19 protein-coding genes and 1 pseudogene are annotated in these 20,970 nt (G+C 72.4%); 10 read left to right on the top strand and 10 right to left on the bottom strand.

Annotated features, from left to right (window positions below):
• Positions 1-153: 153 nt before the first annotated feature.
• A complete protein-coding gene (gene pepN, locus ACN267_RS31730) occupies positions 154-2,700 on the top strand; it encodes an aminopeptidase N (RefSeq protein ID WP_421490528.1) in 2,547 nt (848 codons plus the stop codon).
• Positions 2,701-2,884: 184 nt separating this feature from the next.
• Here pepN and ACN267_RS31725 read toward each other — a convergent pair whose 3' ends face one another.
• Positions 2,885-3,298, bottom strand: coding sequence for a DUF5130 family protein (locus ACN267_RS31725; protein ID WP_421490328.1), 414 nt, complete (start codon positions 3,296-3,298; stop codon positions 2,885-2,887).
• Positions 3,285-3,569, bottom strand: a complete 285-nt coding sequence (locus ACN267_RS31720; protein WP_067310700.1) for a hypothetical protein — start codon at positions 3,567-3,569, stop codon at positions 3,285-3,287. The genes ACN267_RS31725 and ACN267_RS31720 overlap by 14 nt, the downstream gene beginning before the upstream one ends.
• A 469-nt stretch (positions 3,570-4,038) precedes the next feature.
• On the opposite strand from ACN267_RS31720, the gene ACN267_RS31715 reads away from it, so the two are divergent.
• Positions 4,039-4,917, top strand: coding sequence for an alpha/beta hydrolase (locus tag ACN267_RS31715; protein WP_204958233.1), 879 nt, complete (start codon positions 4,039-4,041; stop codon positions 4,915-4,917).
• Positions 4,918-4,982: 65 nt separating this feature from the next.
• Here ACN267_RS31715 and ACN267_RS31710 read toward each other — a convergent pair whose 3' ends face one another.
• Genes ACN267_RS31710 through ACN267_RS31700 form a run of 3 tightly spaced genes read right to left on the bottom strand, consistent with a single transcriptional unit; the run spans position 4,983 to position 6,586 of the window.
• A complete protein-coding gene (locus ACN267_RS31710; protein ID WP_421490327.1) occupies positions 4,983-5,411 on the bottom strand; it encodes a PIN domain-containing protein in 429 nt (142 codons plus the stop codon).
• Positions 5,408-5,626, bottom strand: a complete 219-nt coding sequence (locus tag ACN267_RS31705; RefSeq protein WP_088646603.1) for a type II toxin-antitoxin system VapB family antitoxin — start codon at positions 5,624-5,626, stop codon at positions 5,408-5,410. The genes ACN267_RS31710 and ACN267_RS31705 overlap by 4 nt, the downstream gene beginning before the upstream one ends.
• Positions 5,627-5,683: 57 nt before the next feature.
• A complete protein-coding gene (locus ACN267_RS31700; protein WP_421490326.1) occupies positions 5,684-6,586 on the bottom strand; it encodes a tryptophan 2,3-dioxygenase in 903 nt (300 codons plus the stop codon).
• Between the two features lie 146 nt (positions 6,587-6,732).
• Between ACN267_RS31700 and ACN267_RS31695 the strand changes: the two genes are divergently transcribed.
• From ACN267_RS31695 to ACN267_RS31685, 3 genes are all read left to right on the top strand, one after another.
• The gene (locus ACN267_RS31695) at positions 6,733-7,194 is read left to right on the top strand and encodes an Lrp/AsnC family transcriptional regulator (RefSeq protein ID WP_204958111.1); all 462 of its coding nucleotides are present in this window, start codon (positions 6,733-6,735) and stop codon (positions 7,192-7,194) included.
• Positions 7,195-7,281: 87 nt separating this feature from the next.
• On the top strand, positions 7,282-7,806 hold the full coding sequence (locus ACN267_RS31690) for a hypothetical protein (RefSeq protein ID WP_421490325.1): 525 nt from the start codon (positions 7,282-7,284) through the stop codon (positions 7,804-7,806).
• Positions 7,807-7,854: 48 nt separating this feature from the next.
• Positions 7,855-8,679, top strand: coding sequence for a class F sortase (locus tag ACN267_RS31685; RefSeq protein WP_239485245.1), 825 nt, complete (start codon positions 7,855-7,857; stop codon positions 8,677-8,679).
• Between the two features lie 87 nt (positions 8,680-8,766).
• On the opposite strand, the gene ACN267_RS31680 is transcribed toward ACN267_RS31685, so the two are convergent.
• Positions 8,767-9,312: an HNH endonuclease gene (locus ACN267_RS31680; RefSeq protein ID WP_204958108.1), complete on the bottom strand. Its 546-nt coding sequence runs from the start codon at positions 9,310-9,312 to the stop codon at positions 8,767-8,769.
• 248 nt (positions 9,313-9,560) lie between these two features.
• Between ACN267_RS31680 and ACN267_RS31675 the strand changes: the two are divergent.
• The 3 genes and pseudogenes from ACN267_RS31675 to ACN267_RS31665 form a co-directional block, all read left to right on the top strand.
• Positions 9,561-10,649 (top strand): annotated as a pseudogene (locus ACN267_RS31675) (mechanosensitive ion channel family protein); the annotation flags it as partial.
• Between the two features lie 444 nt (positions 10,650-11,093).
• Positions 11,094-12,461, top strand: coding sequence for an MFS transporter (locus ACN267_RS31670; protein ID WP_204958107.1), 1,368 nt, complete (start codon positions 11,094-11,096; stop codon positions 12,459-12,461).
• Positions 12,462-12,512: 51 nt separating this feature from the next.
• Positions 12,513-12,935 carry a globin gene (locus ACN267_RS31665; protein ID WP_281894887.1) on the top strand — a complete coding sequence of 141 codons (423 nt, stop codon included), beginning with the start codon at positions 12,513-12,515 and terminating at the stop codon, positions 12,933-12,935.
• Positions 12,936-12,975: 40 nt separating this feature from the next.
• On the opposite strand, the gene ACN267_RS31660 is transcribed toward ACN267_RS31665, so the two are convergent.
• The 4 genes from ACN267_RS31660 to ettA form a co-directional block, all read right to left on the bottom strand.
• Positions 12,976-13,557: a YbjN domain-containing protein gene (locus ACN267_RS31660; protein ID WP_204958105.1), complete on the bottom strand. Its 582-nt coding sequence runs from the start codon at positions 13,555-13,557 to the stop codon at positions 12,976-12,978.
• A gap of 131 nt (positions 13,558-13,688) precedes the next feature.
• Positions 13,689-14,408, bottom strand: a complete 720-nt coding sequence (locus ACN267_RS31655; RefSeq protein ID WP_421490324.1) for a hypothetical protein — start codon at positions 14,406-14,408, stop codon at positions 13,689-13,691.
• Positions 14,381-14,827, bottom strand: a complete 447-nt coding sequence (locus tag ACN267_RS31650; RefSeq protein ID WP_088646587.1) for an acyl-CoA thioesterase — start codon at positions 14,825-14,827, stop codon at positions 14,381-14,383. Before ACN267_RS31650 ends, ACN267_RS31655 begins: the two co-directional genes overlap by 28 nt.
• Positions 14,828-14,829: 2 nt before the next feature.
• Positions 14,830-16,506, bottom strand: a complete 1,677-nt coding sequence (ettA, locus tag ACN267_RS31645) for an energy-dependent translational throttle protein EttA (RefSeq protein WP_377681746.1) — start codon at positions 16,504-16,506, stop codon at positions 14,830-14,832.
• 326 nt (positions 16,507-16,832) lie between these two features.
• Here ettA and ACN267_RS31640 point away from each other — a divergent pair, with 326 nt between their 5' ends.
• Together ACN267_RS31640 and otsB are read left to right on the top strand one after the other, a co-directional pair.
• Positions 16,833-18,233 (top strand): alpha,alpha-trehalose-phosphate synthase (UDP-forming), encoded by a 1,401-nt coding sequence (locus ACN267_RS31640; protein WP_204958102.1) that lies wholly within the window; start codon positions 16,833-16,835, stop codon positions 18,231-18,233.
• A 41-nt stretch (positions 18,234-18,274) separates the two neighbouring features.
• Positions 18,275-20,836, top strand: coding sequence for a trehalose-phosphatase (gene otsB, locus ACN267_RS31635; RefSeq protein WP_204958232.1), 2,562 nt, complete (start codon positions 18,275-18,277; stop codon positions 20,834-20,836).
• Positions 20,837-20,970 lie beyond the last annotated feature (134 nt).

The following is a 20,970-nucleotide window of genomic DNA, read 5'->3' as shown; positions in this document are numbered from 1 at the left end:
ACGGCATCGATCGGTAGCGGAATGAGAGCGTGACGTCGACCACCGCAGGGTCGGTGCATGGAAGACTCGGCTCGGGTCGCCGCCACGAGCGGCCGGCAGGGGCTGGCGCAGCCGGAGGGCGGCGAGAGTGGGATGGAGACGAAAGTGCCAGGAGTGCGCAACCTGACCCAGGTCGAGGCCACCGAGCGGGCCCGCCTGCTGGAGGTCACCGGGTACGACATCAACCTCGACCTGTCAACCGCGGTGCAGGCCGAGGGCCGCACGTTCCGGTCGGTGACCGAGGTCAGGTTCCGCTGTGCCGAACCCGGCGCCGGCACCTTCATCGAGACGGCCGCCGAGTCGGTGCGCGCGGCGACGCTCAACGGCGAGCCGGTGGACCTCGCCGGCTGGTCGGCCGACAAGGGGCTGACGCTGACCGGGCTGGCCGCCGAGAACGTGCTCGTGGTGGACGCCGACTTCGGCTACTCCAACAGCGGGCAGGGCCTGCACCGCACCGTCGACCCGGTCGACGGGGAGACGTACCTCTACAGCCAGTTCGAGACGGCCGACGCGCAGAAGGTCTTCGCCTGCTTCGACCAGCCCGACCTGAAGAGCGTCTACACCTGGCACGCCACCGTCCCGGCGCACTGGCGGGTGGTGTCCAACATGCCCGTCGACCGGGAGGAACCGGCCGGCGCGGGGCTCAAGACCGTCCACTTCACCACCTCGGCGCGGATGAGCACCTACATCACCGCGCTGTGCGCCGGGCCGTACCACGAGGTGCGGGACAGTCACGACGGCATCGACCTGGGCGTCTTCTGCCGGGCCTCGATGGCCCCCCACCTGGACGCCGACAACCTGTTCCTGATCACCAAGCAGGGCTTCGACTTCTTCCACGAGCAGTTCGGGGTGCGGTACCCGCTGCCCAAGTACGACCAGCTGTGGGTGCCCGACTTCAACGCCGGCGCGATGGAGAACTTCGGCTGCGTCACCCACGCCGAGTCGCACTACCTGTTCCGCTCGCAGGTCACCGACTTCGAGTACGAGCAGCGGGCCAACACGATCCTGCACGAGCTGGCCCACATGTGGTTCGGCGACCTGGTCACCATGCGCTGGTGGAACGACCTGTGGCTCAACGAGTCGTTCGCCGAGTGGGCCAGCCACTGGTGCAACACCCACGCCACCCGGTTCTCCGAGGCGTGGACGACCTTCCTGTCGATCCGCAAGAACTGGGGTTACCGGCAGGACCAGCTCTCCTCCACCCACCCGGTCTACTGCGAGATGCCGGACCTGGAGGCGGTCGAGGTCAACTTCGACGGCATCACGTACGCCAAGGGCGCCAGCGTGCTCAAGCAGCTCGTGGCGTACGTCGGTGAGGAACCGTTCCTGGCCGGGCTGCGGGCGTACTTCGGCAAGCACGCGTGGGGCAACGCCACCTTCGACGACCTGCTGTCGGAGCTGGAGACGGCCTCCGGCCGGGAGCTGCGCAAGTTCGCCGCCCAGTGGCTGGAGACCGCCCAGGTCAACACGCTGCGTCCCGAGGTGACCATCGGTGCCGACGGCGGCTACGAGCGGGTGTTGGTCCGGCAGGAGGCCCCGGCCGGCCACCCGACGCTGCGCACCCACCGCATCGGCGTCGGCCTGTACGACCTGACCGACGGCCGGCTGGTCCGCCGGGAGCGGGTCGAGGTGGACGTCACCGGTGAGGTGACCGAACTGACGGTGCTGCACGGCCGGCCGGCCGCCGACGTGCTGCTGCTCAACGACGACGACCTGACCTACGCCAAGCTGCGGCTCGACGAACGGTCGATGGCGACCGTGGTGCAGCACATCGCCGGCTTCGACTCGTCGCTGGCCCGGGCACTGTGCTGGACGGCGGCCTGGGACATGGTCCGCGACGCCGAGCTGTCCACCCGCGACTACGTGGCGCTGGTGCTGGCCGGGCTGCCCGCCGAGACCGACATCAACCTGGTCACCGCCACCCTGCGGCAGGCCAGCACCGCGCTGATCTTCTACGCCGACCCGGCCTGGGCCCCGACCGGCTGGGCCGGGCTGTCCCGGGCCGCGAAGGACGCGCTGGCGGCGGCCGAGCCGGGCAGCGGCTTCCAGCTCGCCTGGGCCCGGGCGTACGCCTCGGCGGCCCGCGCCGACGAGGACCTGGCGACGCTGCGCGGCTGGCTGGCCGACACCGACGTGCCGGCGGGCCTGACCATCGACACCCAGCTGCGCTGGACGGTGCTGCAGTCGCTGGTGGCCAAGGGGGCGGCCGGCACCGCCGAGATCGAGGCGGAGCTGGCCGGCGACCGGACGGCCTCCGGTGAGCGGGAGGCCGCGTACGCGCACGCGCTGGTGCCGACCGAGGCGAACAAGGCGTCGGTGTGGTCCCTGCTGACCGGCCCGGACGCGCTGCCGAACTGGCGTAACCGGGCGCTGTTGCAGGGCCTGACCCACCCGACGCAGGTCGCCCTGACCGCGCCGTACCGGGAGCGGTACTTCGCCACGGTGGCGCAGGTGTGGGCGCAGCGCGACAGCGAGCCGGCGCAGGAGTTCGTGCAGCTGGCGTACCCGGCGTACCTGGTCGAGGAGGAGACGGTGGCGGCGACCGACGCGTGGCTGGCCGGCGACGGGCACCCGGCCTCGCTGCGCCGTCTGGTGGCCGAGGGGCGCGACGGGGTGGTCCGGGCGCTGAAGGCCCGCGCGCGGGACGCCCGCAGCAGCTGACGTCGAGGTGGACCGGCCCGGGGCCGGCGCGGGTGCGAGCCCACGCCGGCCCCGGTCGTTCCGCGGTGCCGGCCCGGCGCGGGCGGTACAGGTGCCACCCGGGACGGGAACCCGTGGACGCGACGGAGCCCGGTCCGCGTGCTGCGGGCCGGGCTCCGGATCGTTCGGGACGTGCGGGTGCGGCTCAGGCCCGGCCGGCGTGGCTGGCGAGCTGGTCGAGGCCCTGGATGATGCCGCCGGCCAGGTCACCGCCGCCGAAGGACGCCACCATGGACAGCGCGGCCAGCTTGACGTACGTGTCGGGGATGCGCTTGCGGGCGTACCGGCCGGTGACGACCTCCAGCTGGCGCTGGTTGGGCGACACGGCGATCAGCACCGACCGGTCCGGCTCGGCGAGCTGGCGGTGCAGCCGCTCGGCGTGCTCCCGGACCGGCTCGTCGAGGCCGCCGACGTAGACCGAGAAGACCAGGCCGCTGCCCTGGTCGGCCAGGCGCAGCGCCTCGTCGATGCGCAGCAGTTGCCGGGTCGAGAACGGCCCGTCCAGCACCTCGGGCGGGGTGCCCGTACCGGTCTCGGCCACCTTCTCACCAACGGTCACTTGCGCCTCCGGTTCCACCGGCCGGTGCCTCGATGCCGGCCTGCTGCTGCTTGTGGCTGGTCAGCGCCGGTGCCTGGGCACCGGCGGCCAGGGCGGTGCCGGCCGAGTCGGCCAGCTGCTCCGGGCGGCCCAGGAACCAGACCGGCGTGAAGTCGAAGCGTCGGCCCGGCCGGTAGCGCTTGGCGCCGCCGCCGCTGCCGTGGTTGGCGGCGTAGACCAGCCCGACGATCACCAGCACCACCGCCGCCGGGATGCCGACGAAGATCAGCAACGTGTCAGTGACAGACAATCCCAACGCCCCCAGGCGGTAAGAGAGACCAGAGCTTCCGGGTCGGGTGGACGATCGTGACACCGTGCTCCCGACTCCGCTGCCATTCACGTTAGCGGAGCCGACGCCCCGCGAGCCTGCGGGGTGCCGATCCCACCTGTCACTCCAGTGTTCCAGCGGCCCCGCGGCGGGGACGAGTCGGGTCACCCGGTCCCATCCTGCCGGTTCGGCACCCGATCGCGCCGGGGCGACACGACAGGCACGGGTGTGGCGTCCGCCCCATATTCCGCTGACATGACCCGGCCGGGATTGCCGGTCTCGGTGCCGGGACCCGGAGGATGGCCCGTACCGATCGGAGGTTCTCGATCGATTCCGGTCCACCCACCCGCAGGGAGCCCCCGTGCAACCCGTGCCCGCCCTCCACCCCCACCCCACCCGGCCCCGGCCCCGGTCCCGCCGGCCCTGGCCCCGACTGGTCACCCGCCCGCTGCTCGCGCTCGCCCTGGTCGGCGGCAGTGCGGTCGCCGCGCCCGCCGCGCCCGTCGACGCCCGGCCGGTCGCGGCGTCCGCCGCCAACCCGTACGAGCGGGGTCCCGCCCCGACGACGGCCAGCATCGAGGCCACCCGGGGCCCGTTCGCCATCGCCCAGAGCACCGTCGCGGCGTCCGCCGTGAGCGGGTTCCGGGGTGGCACGATCTACTACCCGACCAGCACCGCCGAGGGCACCTTCGGCGCGGTCGCGATCTCCCCCGGCTACACCGCCAGCCAGTCCAGCGTCGCCTGGCTCGGCCCCCGGCTGGCCTCCCAGGGTTTCGTGGTCATCACCATCGACACCCTCTCCGTGTACGACCAGCCGGCCTCCCGGGGCACCCAACTGCTGGCCGCGTTGGACTACCTGGCCGGCAGCAGCGCCGTGCGGACCCGAATCGACCGCAACCGGCTCGCGGTGATGGGGCACTCGATGGGCGGCGGCGGCAGCCTGTCGGCGGCGAACACCAGGCCCGCGTTGCAGGCCGCCATCCCGCTCACCGGCTGGCACACCGTCAAGAACTGGTCGTCGCTACGGGTGCCGACGCTGGTGATCGGCGCGGAGAACGACTCGACCGCTCCGGTGGCGTCGCACTCGGAGCCGTTCTACACCAGCATGCCGGCGAGCCTGGACAAGGCCTACCTGGAGTTGAACGCGGCCGGCCACTCCGCGCCGACCTCACCGAACGTCACCGTGGCGAAGTACAGCATCTCCTGGCTGAAGCGGTTCGTCGACGACGACACCCGCTACGAGCAGTTCCTCTGCCCGGCACCCCGGGGCAGCGCGATCGAGGAGTACCGGGACACCTGCCCGCACTCCTGACCCCGCACCGGCCGGTCCCGTCGCCCCGCCCGGCGGCGGGGCCGGCCACCCGTGGGTACGGCGGATCAGGACAGCGTGCCCGGGGGCGCCACCCACTCCGAGCGCGGACCGCCGACCTCGGCGAGCAGGTCGAAGTCACGGTCGTAGTGGAGCACGGTGGCGGAGTACTCGGCGGCGGCAGCCGCCACCACGACGTCCACCGGGCTGGCCGCCCGGTGGTGCCCACGGGCGGTCAACGCCAGTTGCAGATCACGTGCCCGGGTGGCGACGGCCGGAGTGATCGGCAGATCGATCATCAGTTCCGTCCGGCGGGCCCGCATCGCCATCGCGTCCCGGACATCGCGGGCGCTCCGTCCGTCTTCGAGGTCGAGCGGCAGACAGGTGGCCGCCAGCCGTTCCACCAGGAGCGCCGCGATGCGCTTGCCGACGGGCGGCTGGCGCAGGCGTCCCCAGGCGGACGTGTCGATCAGGTACAGACCGACCGGTGTGGTCACGCCGCGTCCCGGGTGCCCCGGGGTGTCTTGTCGTCTTCGAGCAGACCCGTCCAGTCGCGGTCGATCGCGAGGAGTTCGCGAACGGCCTCCAGCCGCTCGCTGCGCTCCGCCACCAGCCGGAGCGCAGCATGGATGGTGTCCTTCTTGCTCTTGGTGCCCAGTTCGAGGCGGGCCCGTTCGAGCAGTTCATCGTCGAGATCGATGACAGTTTTCATCGGCAGATGATATACCCCCGAGCGGGCCATATATAAGAACTGTCGGTCATCGGCGGGTCACATCGCGGTACGGGCCGACCACAGTTCGGGGAAGACCACCCGGGACATGCTGCGCTGCAACCAGGCCAGCCCCGCCGACCCGCCGCTGCCCACCTTGGCGCCCATGGTGCGCTGCACGGCCTTGACGTGGTTCCACCGCCAGTCGCCGAACTGCTCGGCCACGTCGGCCAGCGCGTCGCCGAGCTGCCGCAGGTGGTTGTCCGGCCCGTCGTCGTCGTAGACCGCCACCCAGGCCGCCTCGATGCGGGGGTGCGGCAGGTGCTCGACGGCGACGTCCCGGTCGCGCAGCTCGGCGGGCAGTTCGTGTCCGTGCCGGTCAAGCAGGGCGATCACGTCGTCCCAGAGGCTCGGCGCGGCCAGCGCCGCGCGCAGGTCGTCGTAGATCTGGGTCTGGCGGCGGAAGGGACGGATCAGCGCCGGGTCGCGCAGCCCGAGCAGGAACTCCAGTTGGCGGTACATCGCGGACTGGAAGCCGGAGCCCTCGCCGAGCAGGTTGCGGAACCGGTTGAAGTCGGCGGGGGTCATCCAGCGCAGCCCACGCCAGGCGGCGTTGAGCCCCTCCAGGTGCAGGGCGGCCCGGCGCAGCGGGGCGAGCGCCGCCCACACCCGGTCGGCCCGCAGGTCACGCTGGGCCTGGCGCAGCTCGTGGCAGGTCAGCCCGAAGTACAGCTCCATGATCTGGCTGACCATCAGGAAGGACATCTCGCCCGGGTCGTTGCTCAGCGGCTGTTGGAGGGTGTGCAGGGTGCTGGCGTGCACGTACGCGTCGTAGGGCGTCCGGTCGGCGAACTCCAGGGTGGGCTCGCCGCCGTTGCGGGCGGCGCGGGCCCGGCGCTGCTGCGGGGTGGCCGGGCGTACCACCGGGTCCGGGGTGTGCGCCCGCAGGTCCGTCTGTTCCACCGTCTCGCCCCTCCGGTTCGGCTGTCCGAACATGATCTCCCGTCACGTACCCGTGGTGGAATGCCGCTTCGATGGAGCTGAGCGGCTGTCACTTCACGAACGGAAGGCGCTTCGCCGGGTTGACCTGCCGAAGATAAGGTCGGCGCGTGGACGAGATGGACTGGGCCCTGCTGCGCGAGTTGCAGGCCGACGCGCGGCTGTCGTACAGCGAGTTGTCCCGGCGGGTGCACCTGTCCCCACCGGCGGTCGCCGAACGGGTCCGCCGGCTGGAGGAGTCAGGCGTGGTCACCGGGTACCACGCGCACGTCGACCTCGCCCGCGCCGGCCGTCCCGTGGTGGCGCTGATCCGGATGTCCTGTTACGGCCCCCGGTGCATCCTGCACGACCCGAACGTCGCCGACTGGCCGGAGATCCAGGAGATCCACCGGATCACCGGCGACGCGTGCAGTGTGCTCAAGGTCGCCGCCGGTTCGATCGGGCAGTTCGAGGCGGTGATCGACAGGCTCGCCCCGTACGGACAGCCGTCCAGCACGATGGTGCTCTCCAGTCCGCTGCGGTGGCATCCGGTCACCCCGTTGCCGCCCGCCACCGACCCCGGGCGGGCCTGACTCCGGGTTTGCCCCCGGGCCAGCGGGAATGCAGCCCCGCACACCCGTCGCAGGATTCCGGCGAACCGTCGCCGGGAGGGGGGAATCATGCGGGGGCTCACTCTGCACCGTCGTGCCGTCCACGCCGTACTGGCGGTGCTCACCCTGGTCGGGGTGTTCGTCCTGACGGCGGCCGCCCCGGCGCGCGCCGGGGAGAACACCTTCGTCGAGGTCACGCCGAACACCGCGCAGGCCGGCACCCGGGTCAGCATCCGGGCGAGTTGCGACAACGCCAACAACCAGCAGGCCACCGTGCACTCGGACGCCTTCGGGCGGGTGGTGCTGCGACCCGACAACGGTTTCCTCACCGGCGCGGTCACCGTCCCGGGCAACAAGCAGCCCGGTGACTATCCGGTGGACCTGCGGTGCGCCAACGGCAACACCGCCTCGACCATGCTGACCGTGCTGAACATGGCCCAGCCGAGCAAGGGCCCGGCGACCGGCGGCGGCGGGACGGCGGGTGACCGGGGCAGCGGTTCGCTGCTGCTGGTCGGTGGCCTGGCGGTGGTGGCCGTGGCGGCCGGGCTGGGCGTCTTCGGCGGCAACCGCCGGCGGACCCGGCCCGGCGCCTGACCACCTGTCGTCATGGCCCGCACCCGTTCCCGGCCGGCCGGCCACCGGTTGCGGGCGGCGGCCCGGCGTACCGTCCGGGTCGCCGCCGGCAGCCGGCGTGCCGCCCACCTGATCGCCGCCCGCACCCGCCGCGCCGCCCGGCGTTTCCGCCGGGTCGCCGGCCAGGCTTTCTCCGCCAGCGTGACCACCACCGACCCGGTCACCCAGGCGCGTCCGGTACGCCCGGTGCCGCGCGGCCCCGCGTTCGGCGGCCGGCTCGCCGGGTCCGGGCCGGGCCTGCCGGTGCTCGCCGTCGCCACGGTGATGCTGCTGATCGTGGCGATGCTCGGGGTGGAGCGGGTCACCGGGATCAGCGTCCTGCCGGACCGGTTCGTCGCCGGGCTGCGTCCCCCGCCGAAGCGGTTCCCGGTGCTCTCGGGCAGCCCGCCGACCCAGATCGCCATCTCCCGGATCGACGTGCGGGCCCCGGTGCACCAGGTCGGCATCGCCCCGGACGGCAGCATCGACGTCCCGGCCGCCGCCCGCGCCCAGGAGGCCGGCTGGTACGACCAGGGCCCCACCCCCGGCCAGTACGGTCCGGCGGTGATCGTCGGGCACGTGGACACCACCACCGGGCCGGCGGTCTTCCACGGGCTGCGGGAACTGCGCGACGGCGACCGGATCGAGGTGACCCGCGCCGATCGCCGGGTGGCCGTCTTCGAGGTCGACCAGGTGCAGCGGTACGGCAAGGAACGGTTGCCGGTCGACGAGATCTTCGGCGACTTCAGCCGCCCCGGCCTGCGGCTGATCACCTGCGGCGGGCGCTGGGTCGGCGGCGGGACCGGCTACGCCGACAACGTCGTGGTGTACGCCACCCTGGTCCGGGCCCGCTGACCCGCGCCGGGCCCCGAGCGCCCCCGTCGGCCATGCCCGGTCAGGCGGCCCCGGCCCCGAGCAGCGGTCAGCGGCCCCGCGCAGCGGTCAGGCGGCCTCGGCTTCGCGCAGCGGCTCCCGCAGGTCGAGCCAGTCCGCCCAACGCGGGTCGGGCGCGCGGTGGCCGAGCACCCGCCAGGCGTTGCCCTTCGGGGCGGCCGGCAGGCTGTGCAGCCGCCACCCCAGCTCGGCGGGGGTCTTGTCGCCCTTGGTGTGGTTGCACCGGGCGCACGCCGCGACCACGTTCTCCCAGGCGTGCCGGCCCCCCCGGCTGCGCGGGAAGACGTGGTCGATGGTCTCGGCCGGGCCCCGGCAGTAGGCGCAGCGGTTGCCGTCGCGGGCGAAGATCGCCCGGCGGGAGAGCCCGACGTGGGTGCGGTAGGGCACCCGGACGAACCGGGTCAGCCGCACCACCGAGGGGACGGGGAGCGCATCGTGGGCGCTGTGCAGGATGCCGTCGCCGTCGGCGACACAGACGGCCTTGGCGGAGAGCACCAGGATCGCGGCGCGACGCACGGACACGACACACAGCGGCTCGTAGGTGGCGTTGAGGACCAGCGCGCCGGAGCCCACCGTGGGTCGTATGTCAGGCATCGTGCTCACCCTCCCGGTCCAGCCGCTCCCACCGCTGGCAGCGCCGGCCGGGCCCCGGGCAGCGGCGGGCCACGACCGACTCCGGCGGGATCACCGTCGTCCGTTGTGCCAATCGTCCCTGATCGGACCCACGATTGCACGCACTAATCCGGGGTACCCGCGGAACCCTCCGCGCGGTGTAGGAAGATGTCCGGTTCGGCACCGTACGATCACGGGCGTGGTGGGTCGGCCGCCGGCCGTCCGGACCCCTGCGGTACGAAGACAGGGTGAGCGTCGTCAGCCTGTCGTCAGTCGTCCTGTCCGCCGCCCCGAGCCCGGCCCCGAGCGGCAGCCCGGGTTCCGGGGGCGGCTCGGGTGCCGACTGTCTGGGCAGCACCTCCTGCGAGTACCTGTACCGGGTGACCGGGTCGGCCTGGTTCGCCGAGGGCAGCTACTGGATCCTGCTCAAGCCGCTGCGGGTGGTGCTGATCCTGCTGCTGGCGTTCGTGGCCCGGTGGGCGCTGCACCGGACGATCAACCGGCTGGTCCGCACCACCGCGCACGGGGCGGTGCCCACGCTGCTGCGTCCGCTGCGCGAGCGGGTGCCCAGCAGCACGCTGGATCCGACCGAGTTCGTCCCCGAACGGCGTCGCCAACGGGCCGAGGCGATCGGCTCGGTGCTGCGCAGCATGGTCACCGCGTTCGTCTTCGGCATCGCGCTGCTGATGATCCTGCGCGAGTTCAGCTTCGACCTGGCCCCGTTGCTGGCCAGCGCCGGCATCGCCGGGGTGGCGCTGGGCTTCGGCGCGCAGAGTCTGGTGAAGGACCTGATCGCCGGGCTGTTCATGCTGATCGAGGACCAGTACGGCGTCGGCGACACGGTCGACCTGGGCGAGGCGACCGGGGTGGTCGAGTCGGTGGGGCTGCGGGTCACCACGGTCCGCGACGGTCGCGGGGTGCTCTGGTACATCCGCAACGGCGAGATCATCCGGGTGGGCAACAAGAGCCAGGGCTGGGCGCTGGTCGTGGTCGACCTGCCGATCGGGTTCGCCGGCACCGAGGAGGCCAACGCGGTGCTGCGGACGGCCGCCGCCTCGGTGGCGGTGGACCCGGAGCTGTCCGCCGAGATCGTCGAGCCGCCCGAGGTGCTCGGGGTGGAGCAGGTGACCGTCGACGGTGCGGTGATCCGTACGGTGGTCAAGACCACGGCGGACGGCCAGTTCGCGGTCGGCCGGGAGCTGCGCCGCCGGCTCGCCGAGGCGTTGGAGAACTCGGGCATCACCGCGCGGATCGCGGCGGCCCGGCTCTATCCGGGGCTGCCGCCGGTCGGCATGAGCACCGGCACCGGCCCGACCACCACCGGCACCAGCCCTGCGGTCACCGGCACCCCCGCCGGCTCCACCGGCGTCGGCCCGGCGGGCCCGACCGCCCCGACGACCGCCGGCACCGTCACCGCGGCCGGCCCGACCGGGCCGGCCGCCCCGACGGATTCGACGGCTCCGGGCACCCCGACGGGCCCCGGCGGTACCGGCGTCGGACGGGCCGGGGGGAGCTGAAACCGCAGCTCACGCCCGCGTGAACCGGCCCGATGGTCGGGGCTCGCGCGCCGGGCGGCCCCTCGGGTATCGTCCGTTCGTTCAGTCGGGCATGCGACGATCAATCCGTTCGCCCTAGTCAGTTGTCAGACGATCGGGCAGAATCCGGTGCACGCGTTCCCGGGAGCGTGATCACGTCATCGCTGATCCGCGAATCTGACGACGGGGCCCCGCCGGGCCATCACAAGTGGCCGGTGCCGGGGCACGATGGAGGCGACGGTGTCCGACGAGCGACCCGCCCCGGACCGGCCGGCCACCTTCCGTGAGGTGTTCGGGCAGGGGGAGTTCCGGGCGGTCTTCGCCGCCAGTGTCCTGTCCTGGGTCGGCGACTACGTCGCCAAGGCCGCCGTCACCGTGCTGGTCTACCAGGAGAGCCGCTCCGTCGCCCTGTCCGCCGCCGCGTTCGCGGTCAGCTACCTGCCGTGGCTGGTCGGCGGTCCACTGCTCGCCGCGCTCGCCGAGCGGTACCGGCACCGGCGGGTGATGGTGACCTGCGACGTGATCCGGATGCTGCTGACCGTCCTGATCGTGCTGCCCGGCCTGCCGGTCTGGGCGATCCTCGCGTTGCTGTTCGCCGCCACCCTGGCCAACCCGCCGAGCCAGGCGGCCCGCTCGGCGCTGCTGCCGGCGATCCTCACCGGCGACCGGCTGGTGCTCGGGCTGTCGCTCAACGCCAGCGCCAGCCAGGCCGCGCAGGTGGTCGGCTACCTGGCCGGCGCGGCGGTCGCGGCGGTCAGCCCGACGGCGGCGCTGCTGCTCAACGCGGCCACCTTCGGGCTGTCCGCCCTGTTCGTCCAGCTCGGCGTGCACGACCGGGAGCCGACGCTGAGCGCGGCGCACCGGACCCACCTGCTGCGGGAGACCGGCGAGGGGTTCCGGATCGTCTTCGGCACCCCCGTGCTGCGGGCGATCAGCCTGCTCGTGTTCAGCGCCATGCTCTTCTCGATCGTCCCGGAGGGACTGGCCGCCGCGTGGGCCGGCGAACGCTCCGGCAACGGCCTGGACTCGGGTGCCGCCCAGGCCGTCATCATGGCGGCCAACCCGGTCGGATACATCGTCGGCGGCCTGCTGGTCGGCCGGCTGGTCTCGCCCGCCGGCCGGCTCACCCTGATGCGACCGTTGGCGGTGCTCGCCCCGCTGGCCCTGGTGCCGGCGTTGCTGAACCCGCCCCCGGTGGTGGTCGCCCTGCTCGCGGCGGCCTGCGGCTTCGCAGTCGCCGGCCTGATCCCGACGGCGAACGGGCTGTTCGTCCGGGCCCTGCCCAACGGCTACCGGGCCCGCGCCTTCGGTGTGATGGCCACCGGCATCCAGGTGATCCAGGGTGGTGCGGTGCTGGTCACCGGCATGCTCGCCGACCGGTTCTCGGTGCCGGTGGTGGTCGGGGTGTGGAGCGCCGCCGGGGTGCTGCTGATGCTGTTCACCGCGCTGCGCTGGCCGGACCGGGCGACCGTCGACGCCGCCGTGAAGGCCGCCGACCTGGCTAACGCCGGCACCGGGTCACCGGCGGGCGGGCGGCCCGGGTCGGCGACGCGCCGGCCCGGGGAACGGGCCCCCCGGCGGCACGCTGTGATGTGATCGGCCGGTGGGCGGCAGTCGTGGCGTCGCCGTACCTGGCAGGATGGAACGGTGGATTCCGCAGGCGACCTCCGGCCCGTTCCGTCGACGACCTTCTTCGACGCGGTCGGTGGTGAGCCCACCTTCCGGCGGCTGGTCGACCGGTTCTACGCCGGCATCGCCGCCGATCCGCTGCTGCGCCCGATGTACCCGGAGGGCGACCTCGGGCCGGCCACCGAGCGGATGACGCTGTTCCTGATGCAGTACTGGGGCGGCCCCAACACCTACTCGGCCCAGCGGGGGCATCCCCGGCTGCGGATGCGGCACGCGCCGTTCCGGATCGGCCCCGCCGAGCGGGACGCCTGGCTGCGCCACATGCGCCGGGCGGTGGACGAGTTGGACCTGCCGCCGGAGCACGCCGCCACCCTCTGGGACTACCTGGAGCGGTCGGCCTACTTCATGGTCAACGTGATGGAGGACCCGTCCGTCGGCTGACCCGGCCGCCCGCGTCGGCGCGGCCGGGGCCTCGGGTGGCTCAGAGCAGGGCACCCTCGTCGTGCAGCCAGTCGACGAACGTGGTCGCCACGGCCGCGCCGCAGTCGAGCATCTCCACCAGCAGCGCGTCGTGTGCCCCGGCGCCGAGCGGCACCTGCAACTCGGCGTAGATGGGCAGCTGGCCGCGCTCGGTGGGGTCGCCGATGTACGCCTTGCAGAACCGGCGGGTGTGGTTCCACTCGTTGACCACCCGGTAGGCCCGGTCGGCCCAGTCCGGCGGGACGGTGGCGTGCGGGCGGGCCCGCATCACCAGGATCTCGTCCTCGGGGCCTTCGAGGGTCACCAGCACCGCGTGCCGTTCCCACATGGCCAGCAGGTTGCCGTCACCGTCGGCCAGGTAACGCACGTCGAGCAGGTCGAGCGCGTCGCACACCCGGGCCAGGGTGACCGGCGCCACGGAGGCCGGCCGGTCGGTCACGACGGGCCGATCGGTTGCGGGGCAGTCCTCCGCCGGTTGCCGGGGCGGCGGTGGCCCCACCCGGATGCTGTCCACCGAGACTCCGCTTCGAGTTTCCGGGTCGCCGCCAGCGGCGGGACCAGGGCGCCATGACCACCACGGCATCGCTCGCGCACCTCACTCCCCAGCGGATCCAATCGCCTACGGTGCGTTGGATCCGAGGATGGACGGTACCCGGACAGCCGGGTTGAGACACCCCCCCAACGGCAGCCCCAAGCCGGAAGAATGATCCGGGGTCATACTTTCGGCTGATCCCGTGCCGGACGAATTGCGAGATCCGAAACTTTCCGCGACCAGGCGGCTCCGTATGGTCCCACCAGTCCCACCCACCGGCCGGCCACCCGGACCTGGACCTCCCCCGCCGCGGTGATCTCGGCCGGGCCGAGGAACCCCATCCGGACCAGCCCCTGCACCAGCCGTTGGGTGATCTCCACCGGGTCGGCCGGGTCGGCGTCGGGAGTGACGGTCACCGCCACGTGGTCGAGCAGCGCCTCCCGCAGTATCCGCTGCCCCACCGCGCGCCCGCGTACCCCCTCGGTGGCGGCGGTGCGCAGGGTGCCCGCCGCGGCCTCGGCGATGCGCCGTAGCTCGGCGGCGGGCAGCACCTCGACCGGGCGGCTCACCACCGGTGGCAACGGCCACCGCCACCGCTCGTCACGGCCGGGCGGCAACATGGTGTCGGCGTCGGCCAACCGGGCCAGCAACTCGGCCGCGTCCACGGTGACGTCGGCCGGGGCGCTCCCGGCCACCGTCCGGACCACCAGCACGTCCCACGGCAGCCGGCCCCAGAGGGCGGTACGGCCGACGCCGGGCAGCGGGCGTAGCCGGACCACCGTGGCCGGGTCGAGGCGGACCAGCCGGGCCAGGAAGGCCCCCGCGTCGTCCGCCCCGACCAACCCGTGCTCCGGCCGGACGGTGGCGCCGCCGTTCACGCCGCCCCGTCGGTCAGGGCCCACGACTCCAGGAAGGCCCGTTCGTCGTCGCTGATCCGCCGGGGCCGCTTCTCCACCAGGTCGAACGGGACCAGCACCGAGCGGGCGGTGCTGGCCAGCACGTCACCGTCGTACAGCTCGTAGGCGACGGTGAACGAGGCGGCCCGGATGCGCTCCACCCACAGTTCGATCCGGACGGTCGGCGCGGCCTGGGCGGTGGCCCGACCGAGCGCGTAGTCGACCGGACGCAGGTAGTCGACCTCGTGCCGACGGATGACGACCCCGTCGGCGAACGAGCCGACCCCCCACGCCTTGCCCCCGGCGAACATCAACGCCACCCGCGCCTCCTCGTACAGGGTGAGGAAGCGCGAGTTGTTGACGTGGCCGTACGCGTCCAGGTCGGACCAGCGCAGGGTGCAGTGGTAGACGAAACGGTCCGCCATGCTCAGTCGCGGGTCAGCTTGCGGTAGGTCACCCGGTGCGGCCGGGCCGCCTCCGCCCCGAGCCGGTCGATCTTGTTCTTCTCGTACGCGTCGAAGTTGCCCTCGAACCAGAACCACTTCGCCGGGTTCTCGTCGTCGCCCTCCCAGGCCAGGATGTGGGTGGCGACCCGGTCGAGGAACATCCGGTCGTGGGAGATGACCACGGCGCAGCCGGGGAACTCCAGCAGCGCGTTCTCCAGGCTGGACAGCGTCTCGACGTCCAGGTCGTTGGTCGGCTCGTCGAGCAGGATGACGTTGCCGCCGATCTTGAGGGTGAGCGCCAGGTTGAGCCGGTTGCGCTCGCCGCCGGAGAGCACCTTGGTCGGCTTCTGCTGGTCCGGCCCCTTGAAGCCGAACGCCGCGATGTACGCCCGGGACGGCATCTCGACCTTGCCCACCATCAGGTAGTCGAGCCCGTCGGAGACGACCTCCCAGACCGTCTTGTCGCCGTTGAGGCCCTCCCGGTTCTGGTCGACGTACGACAGCGAGACGGTGGGGCCGACCCGGACCTCGCCGCCGGTCGGCTGCTCCAACCCGACGATGGTCTTGAACAGGGTGGTCTTGCCGACGCCGTTCGGGCCGATGATGCCGACGATGCCGTTGCGCGGCAGCGAGAACGACAGGTCGTCGATGAGCAGCCGGTCGCCGAAGCCCTTGCTGAGGTGGTTGGCCTCGATGACCGTGCTGCCCAGGCGCGGGCCCGGCGGGATCTGGATCTCCTCGAAGTCCAGCTTGCGGGTCTTCTCCGCCTCGGCGGCCATCTCGTCGTAGCGGTCCAACCGGGCCTTCGACTTGGTCTGCCGGGCCTTGGCGTTGGAGCGGACCCACTCCAGTTCCTCGGTGAGCCGCTTCTTCATCTTGGCGTCGCGGCGGCCCTCGACGGCCAGCCGGGCGGCCTTCTTCTCCAGGTAGGTGGAGTAGTTGCCCTCGTACGGGTAGGTCCGGCCGCGGTCCAGCTCCAGGATCCAGTTGGCCACGTTGTCGAGGAAGTACCGGTCGTGGGTGATCGCCATGACGGTGCCCGCGTACTTGGCCAGGTGCTGCTCCAGCCAGGACACGCTCTCCGCGTCCAGGTGGTTGGTGGGCTCGTCGAGCAGCAGCAGGTCGGGGGCCTCCAGCAGCAGCTTGCACAGCGCGACCCGGCGGCGCTCACCACCGGAGAGCTGGGTGACGTCGGCGTCCGGCGGCGGGCAGCGCAGCGCGTCCATGGCCAGTTCGAGCTTGGAGTCGATGTCCCAGGCGTCGAGGTGGTCCAGCTCCTCCTGGAGCCGGCCCATCTCCTCCATCAGCTCGTCGGAGTAGTCGGTGGCCATCTGCTCGGCGATGGCGTTGAACCGGTCCAGCTTGGCCTTGGTCTCGGCGACCGCCTCCTCGACGTTGCCGAGCACGGTCTTGCTGTCGTTGAGCGGGGGCTCCTGGGCGAGCATGCCGACGGTGTAGCCGGGCATCAGCCGGGCCTCGCCGTTGCTCGGCTTGTCCAGCCCTGCCATGATCTTGAGGAGGCTGGACTTACCGGCGCCGTTCGGGCCGACCACACCGATCTTGGCCCCCGGCAGGAAGTTCAGCGTCACGTTGTCGAGCACGACCTTGTCGCCGTGCGCCTTGCGCGCCTTTTCCAGGACGTAGATGAACTGGGCCACGGTGCGGGCTACCTCCGTCGATTGCTGTCGTCTTGGGCTGCGGCTCGGCGCGGGCTGCGACCTGCGCCCGCCGCCGCCGGCCGGGAGCCGGCCACGCGCACGCCACCGTCAATCCTGACAGGTACGGCCCGCCGCGCCCACATCACCCCGCCCGGCATCGTCCGCGTCACTACCGCTACCGCTGAGCTGGCGATGTTGACAAGATCACGGTACGGGTTCAGCAGGCGTGGGACGGGTAGGTAACTGCGGCACGGGGTCCCAGACGCCGCAGCTACGCTCAGTACGCTCATCGCGGTGGACCCGTCAGCACCCGGAGGTGGCCGATCGTGACCGTCCGTAGCTCCTTTGTCGTTGTGGCCAACCGACTGCCGGTCGACGAGGTGAGCACACCCGAGGGACGACAATGGCGGCGCAGCCCCGGCGGGCTGGTCACCGCGCTGCACCCCGTCCTCGCCGAGCACCGGGGCACCTGGGTCGGCTGGGCCGGTGGCACCGGCGCCGCCCCGGAGCCGTTCGACCTGGAGGGCATCCGCCTGCACCCGGTGCCGTTGAGCGCCGAGGAGTTGGAACGTTACTACGAGGGTCAGTCCAATGCGACAATCTGGCCGCTCTATCACGACGCGGTCGAGACACCCGCCTACAAGCGCCGTTGGCGGGAGGCGTACCGGCTGGTCAACGCCCGGTTCGCGGAGGCGGCGGCGGACGTCGCGGCCGAGGGCGCGACGGTCTGGGTGCAGGATTACCAGCTCCAGCTCGTCCCGGCGATGCTGCGCGAGCTGCGGCCGGATCTGAAGATCGGCTTCTTCCTGCACATCCCGTTCCCGCCGATCGAGCTGTTCATGCAGATGCCGTTCCGCACCGAGATCCTGCGCGGTCTGCTCGGCAGCGACCTGGTCGGCTTCCAGCAGCGGCTGGCCGCGCAGAACTTCGTCCGGCTGGCCCGGCACCTGCTCGGGCTGCGCTACGAGGGGCAGATGATCCAGGTCGACGGGCGGCAGGTGAAGGCCGGCGCGTTCCCGATCTCCATCGAGACCAGGGAGATGGAGCGGCTGGCCGAGGACCCGGCGATCCAGGCCCGGGCCAAGCAGATCCGCGAGGAGCTGGGCAACCCGAAGACGATCATCCTGGGCGTCGACCGGCTCGACTACACGAAGGGCATCGAACTCCGACTCAAGGCCTTCCGCGAACTTCTTGCTGACGGAAAGTTGACAGTTCCGGACGCGGTTATGGTGCAGGTGGCCACCCCCAGCCGGGAGCGCGTGGAGCACTACCAGGCACTACGGGTCAAGGTGGAACGCGAGGTTGGTCGGATTAACGGCGAATTCGGCAGGGTCGGCGTGCCGGCGGTGCATTATCTGCATCAGTCGTACAGTCGCAGCGAACTGGCCGCGATGTACGTCGCGGCCGACGTGATGATGGTGACCCCGCTGCGAGACGGAATGAACCTGGTGGCCAAGGAGTACGTCGCATCGCGCGCCGACCAGGGCGGTGCGCTCGTGCTCAGTGAGTTCGCCGGCGCGGCCACCGAGCTGCGCCAGGCGTTCCTGTGCAATCCGCACGACCCCGACGCCGTCAAGGACGCCCTCCTGCGGGCTGTACACGTAGAGAAGCCGGAGGCCCGTCGACGCATGCGGATCATGCAACGTCACCTGCGCACCCACGATGTGGGGCACTGGGCGAAGTCCTTTCTGACCGAGTTGGGCGCACCGGGGACGGAGGCCGAGTGAACGCCCCCACCGCCGAGATCATCACCCCCGCCGCCGGGACGATGGACCCGGAACTGCTGGCCGCGATCGGACGCATCGCCCGCGTACCACAGCTCCTGGTCGCCTGCGACTACGACGGCACGCTCGCGCCGATCGTGGAGGACCCGAGCAAGGCGGTGCCGCTGCCCGAGTCGGTCGCCGCCGTCCGGGCGCTGGCCTCGCTGCCGCAGACCACCGTCGCGGTGGTCTCCGGGCGGGCGCTGCGCGACCTGGCCGCGCTGTCCCGGCTGCCCAACGAGATCCACCTCGTCGGCAGCCACGGCTCCGAGTTCGACATCGGCTTCGTCGAGCGGCTCTCCCCCGAGCTGGTCGCCGTGCGCACCCGGCTGCGCGACGCGCTGCGCGAGATCGCCCAGGCCCACCCGGGGGTACGGCTGGAACGCAAGCCGGCCAGCGTCGCGGTGCACACCCGCGGGGTCGAACCGCAGGTCGCCGCCGCCGCCGTCGAGGCCGTCCGTAACGGCCCCGCGACCTGGGACGACGTCACCGTCACCCAGGGCAAGGAGGTCATCGAGCTGTCGGTGGTCGCCACCCACAAGGGCACCGCGGTCGACCAGCTCCGCACCCAGCTCTCGGCCAGCGCGGTGCTGTTCATCGGCGACGACGTCACCGACGAGAACGCCTTCGGCACCCTGCGCGGCCCCGACCTGGGCATCAAGATCGGCCCCGGGGACACCCAGGCGCACTACCGGGTGGCCGAGCCGGTCGAGGCGGCCCGCGCGCTCGGCCTGCTGCTGGAGACCCGCCGGCACTGGCTGTTCGGCGAGCGGGCGGTGCCGATCGAACGGCACTCGATGCTGGCCAACGGCCGTACCGTCGCGCTGCTCACGCCCGAGGCCAAGGTGAGCTGGCTCTGCCACCCCAAGCCCGACTCGGCGGCGATCTTCGCCGACCTGGTCGGCGGCAGCCCGGCCGGGCACTTCACGGTCGGGCCGGAGCGCGGCGGCATTCCACTGGGCCAGCGCTACCGCAGCGGCACGATGACCGTGGAGACCCGCTGGTCGGGGCTCACCGTCACCGACTGGCTGGACCTGCCCGCCCGGGAGACCACGCCGGACGGCCCGGCCGTCATCACCGGCGACTCCACCCTGGTCCGGGTGCTCACCGGCTCCGGGCGGGCCCGGATCGAGTTCGCCCCGCGTCCCGAGTTCGGGCAGGTGGCCACCCAGCTCCAGCCGATGGACGACGGCCTGCTGGTGCTCGGCTCCAACGAGCCGGTCGCGCTCTACTCCCCCGGGGTGACCTGGCAGGTCCGCACCGACGGCGGCTACGAGACCGCGCACGCCGTGGTCGACCTCTCCGCCACCGGCGGCCAGGTGGTGCTGGAGCTGCGCTTCGGCACGCACAGCCTGGAGGACCACGCGGTCGGCATCCACGAACGGCAGGCCAAGGCCGAGCAGCCCTGGAAGGAGTGGGTGGCCTCGCTGCGGCTGCCCGCCACCGCCCGGGACCTGGTCGCCCGTAGCGCGCTCACCCTGCGCGGCCTCTGCCACGAGGCGACCGGCTCGATCCTGGCGGCGGCGACCACCTCGCTGCCGGAGGAGCTGGGCGGCGTCCGCAACTGGGATTACCGGTACTGCTGGCTGCGGGACGCGGCGATGACCGCGCGGGCCCTGGTCGACCTCGGCTCGATCGAGGAGGCCGAGGCGCTGCTGCGCTGGGTGGACGGCTGCATCGAGCGCACCGGCGGGCACCCCGAGCGGCTGCACCCGCTCTACACGGTGGACGGCTACGAACTGGGCGCCGAGGCGGTCATCGACACCCTGCCCGGGTACGCCGGCTCCCGGCCGGTCCGGGTCGGCAACCTCGCCAACCACCAGCTCCAACTCGACGTCTTCGGCCCGATCGCCGACCTGATCGCGGCCGTCGCCGACGCCCGGGGTTCGGTGCGCGACGACGAGTGGCGGGTGCTGGACAACATGGTCGAGGCGGTCCGCCGCCGCTGGCACGAGCCCGACCACGGCATCTGGGAGGCCCGCCTGCCACCCCGGCACCACATCTTCTCCAAGGTGATGTGCTGGATGACCGTCGACCGGGCCCTGCACGTGGTGCGTCAGCACGGCGGCGAGGACAAGCCGGAGTGGGTCGAACTGCGCGACCGGATCGGCGCCAACGTGCTGGAGAACGGCTGGCACGAGGAGGTCGAGGCGTACAGCGTCGCGTACGGCGACGAGGACATGGACGCCTCCTCGCTGTGGATCGGGCTGTCCGGCCTGCTCCCGGGGGACGACCCGCGTTTCCTCTCCACCGTGCTCAAGATCGAGGCGGATCTGCGCAGCGGCCCGGTCGTCTACCGCTACCACTGGGACGACGGTCTGCCGGGCCGGGAGGGCGGCTTCCACATCTGCACGGCGTGGCTGATCGAGGCGTACCTGCGCACCGGTCGGCGTACCGACGCCGAGGAGCTGTTCGCCCAGATGGTCGACACCGCCGGCCCGACCGGGCTGCTCCCCGAGCAGTACGACCCGCTGGCCGAGCGCGGGCTGGGCAACCATCCGCAGGCGTACAGCCACCTCGGGCTGATCCGCTGCGCCCTGCTGCTGGACAACATGCTCAAGCAGTAGCGACAGCCCCACCCGCCGCCACCTCGACCCAACCGGGCCGAGGTGGCGGCATCCCTCGCAAGATCGACTCAGTTGGGCCGAGGTAGCGCCATCCCGTGTCCCGGATGCCGCTACCTCGGCCCACAAGGGGTGGA

Origin of the sequence: Micromonospora sp. WMMD734 (genome assembly GCF_049178975.1) — a bacterium.
GTDB classification, from domain to species: Bacteria; Actinomycetota; Actinomycetes; order Mycobacteriales; family Micromonosporaceae; genus Micromonospora; species Micromonospora wenchangensis.
The sequence above is the reverse complement of the archived record's forward strand: the minus strand, read 5'-3'. Positions and strand labels throughout refer to the sequence as shown.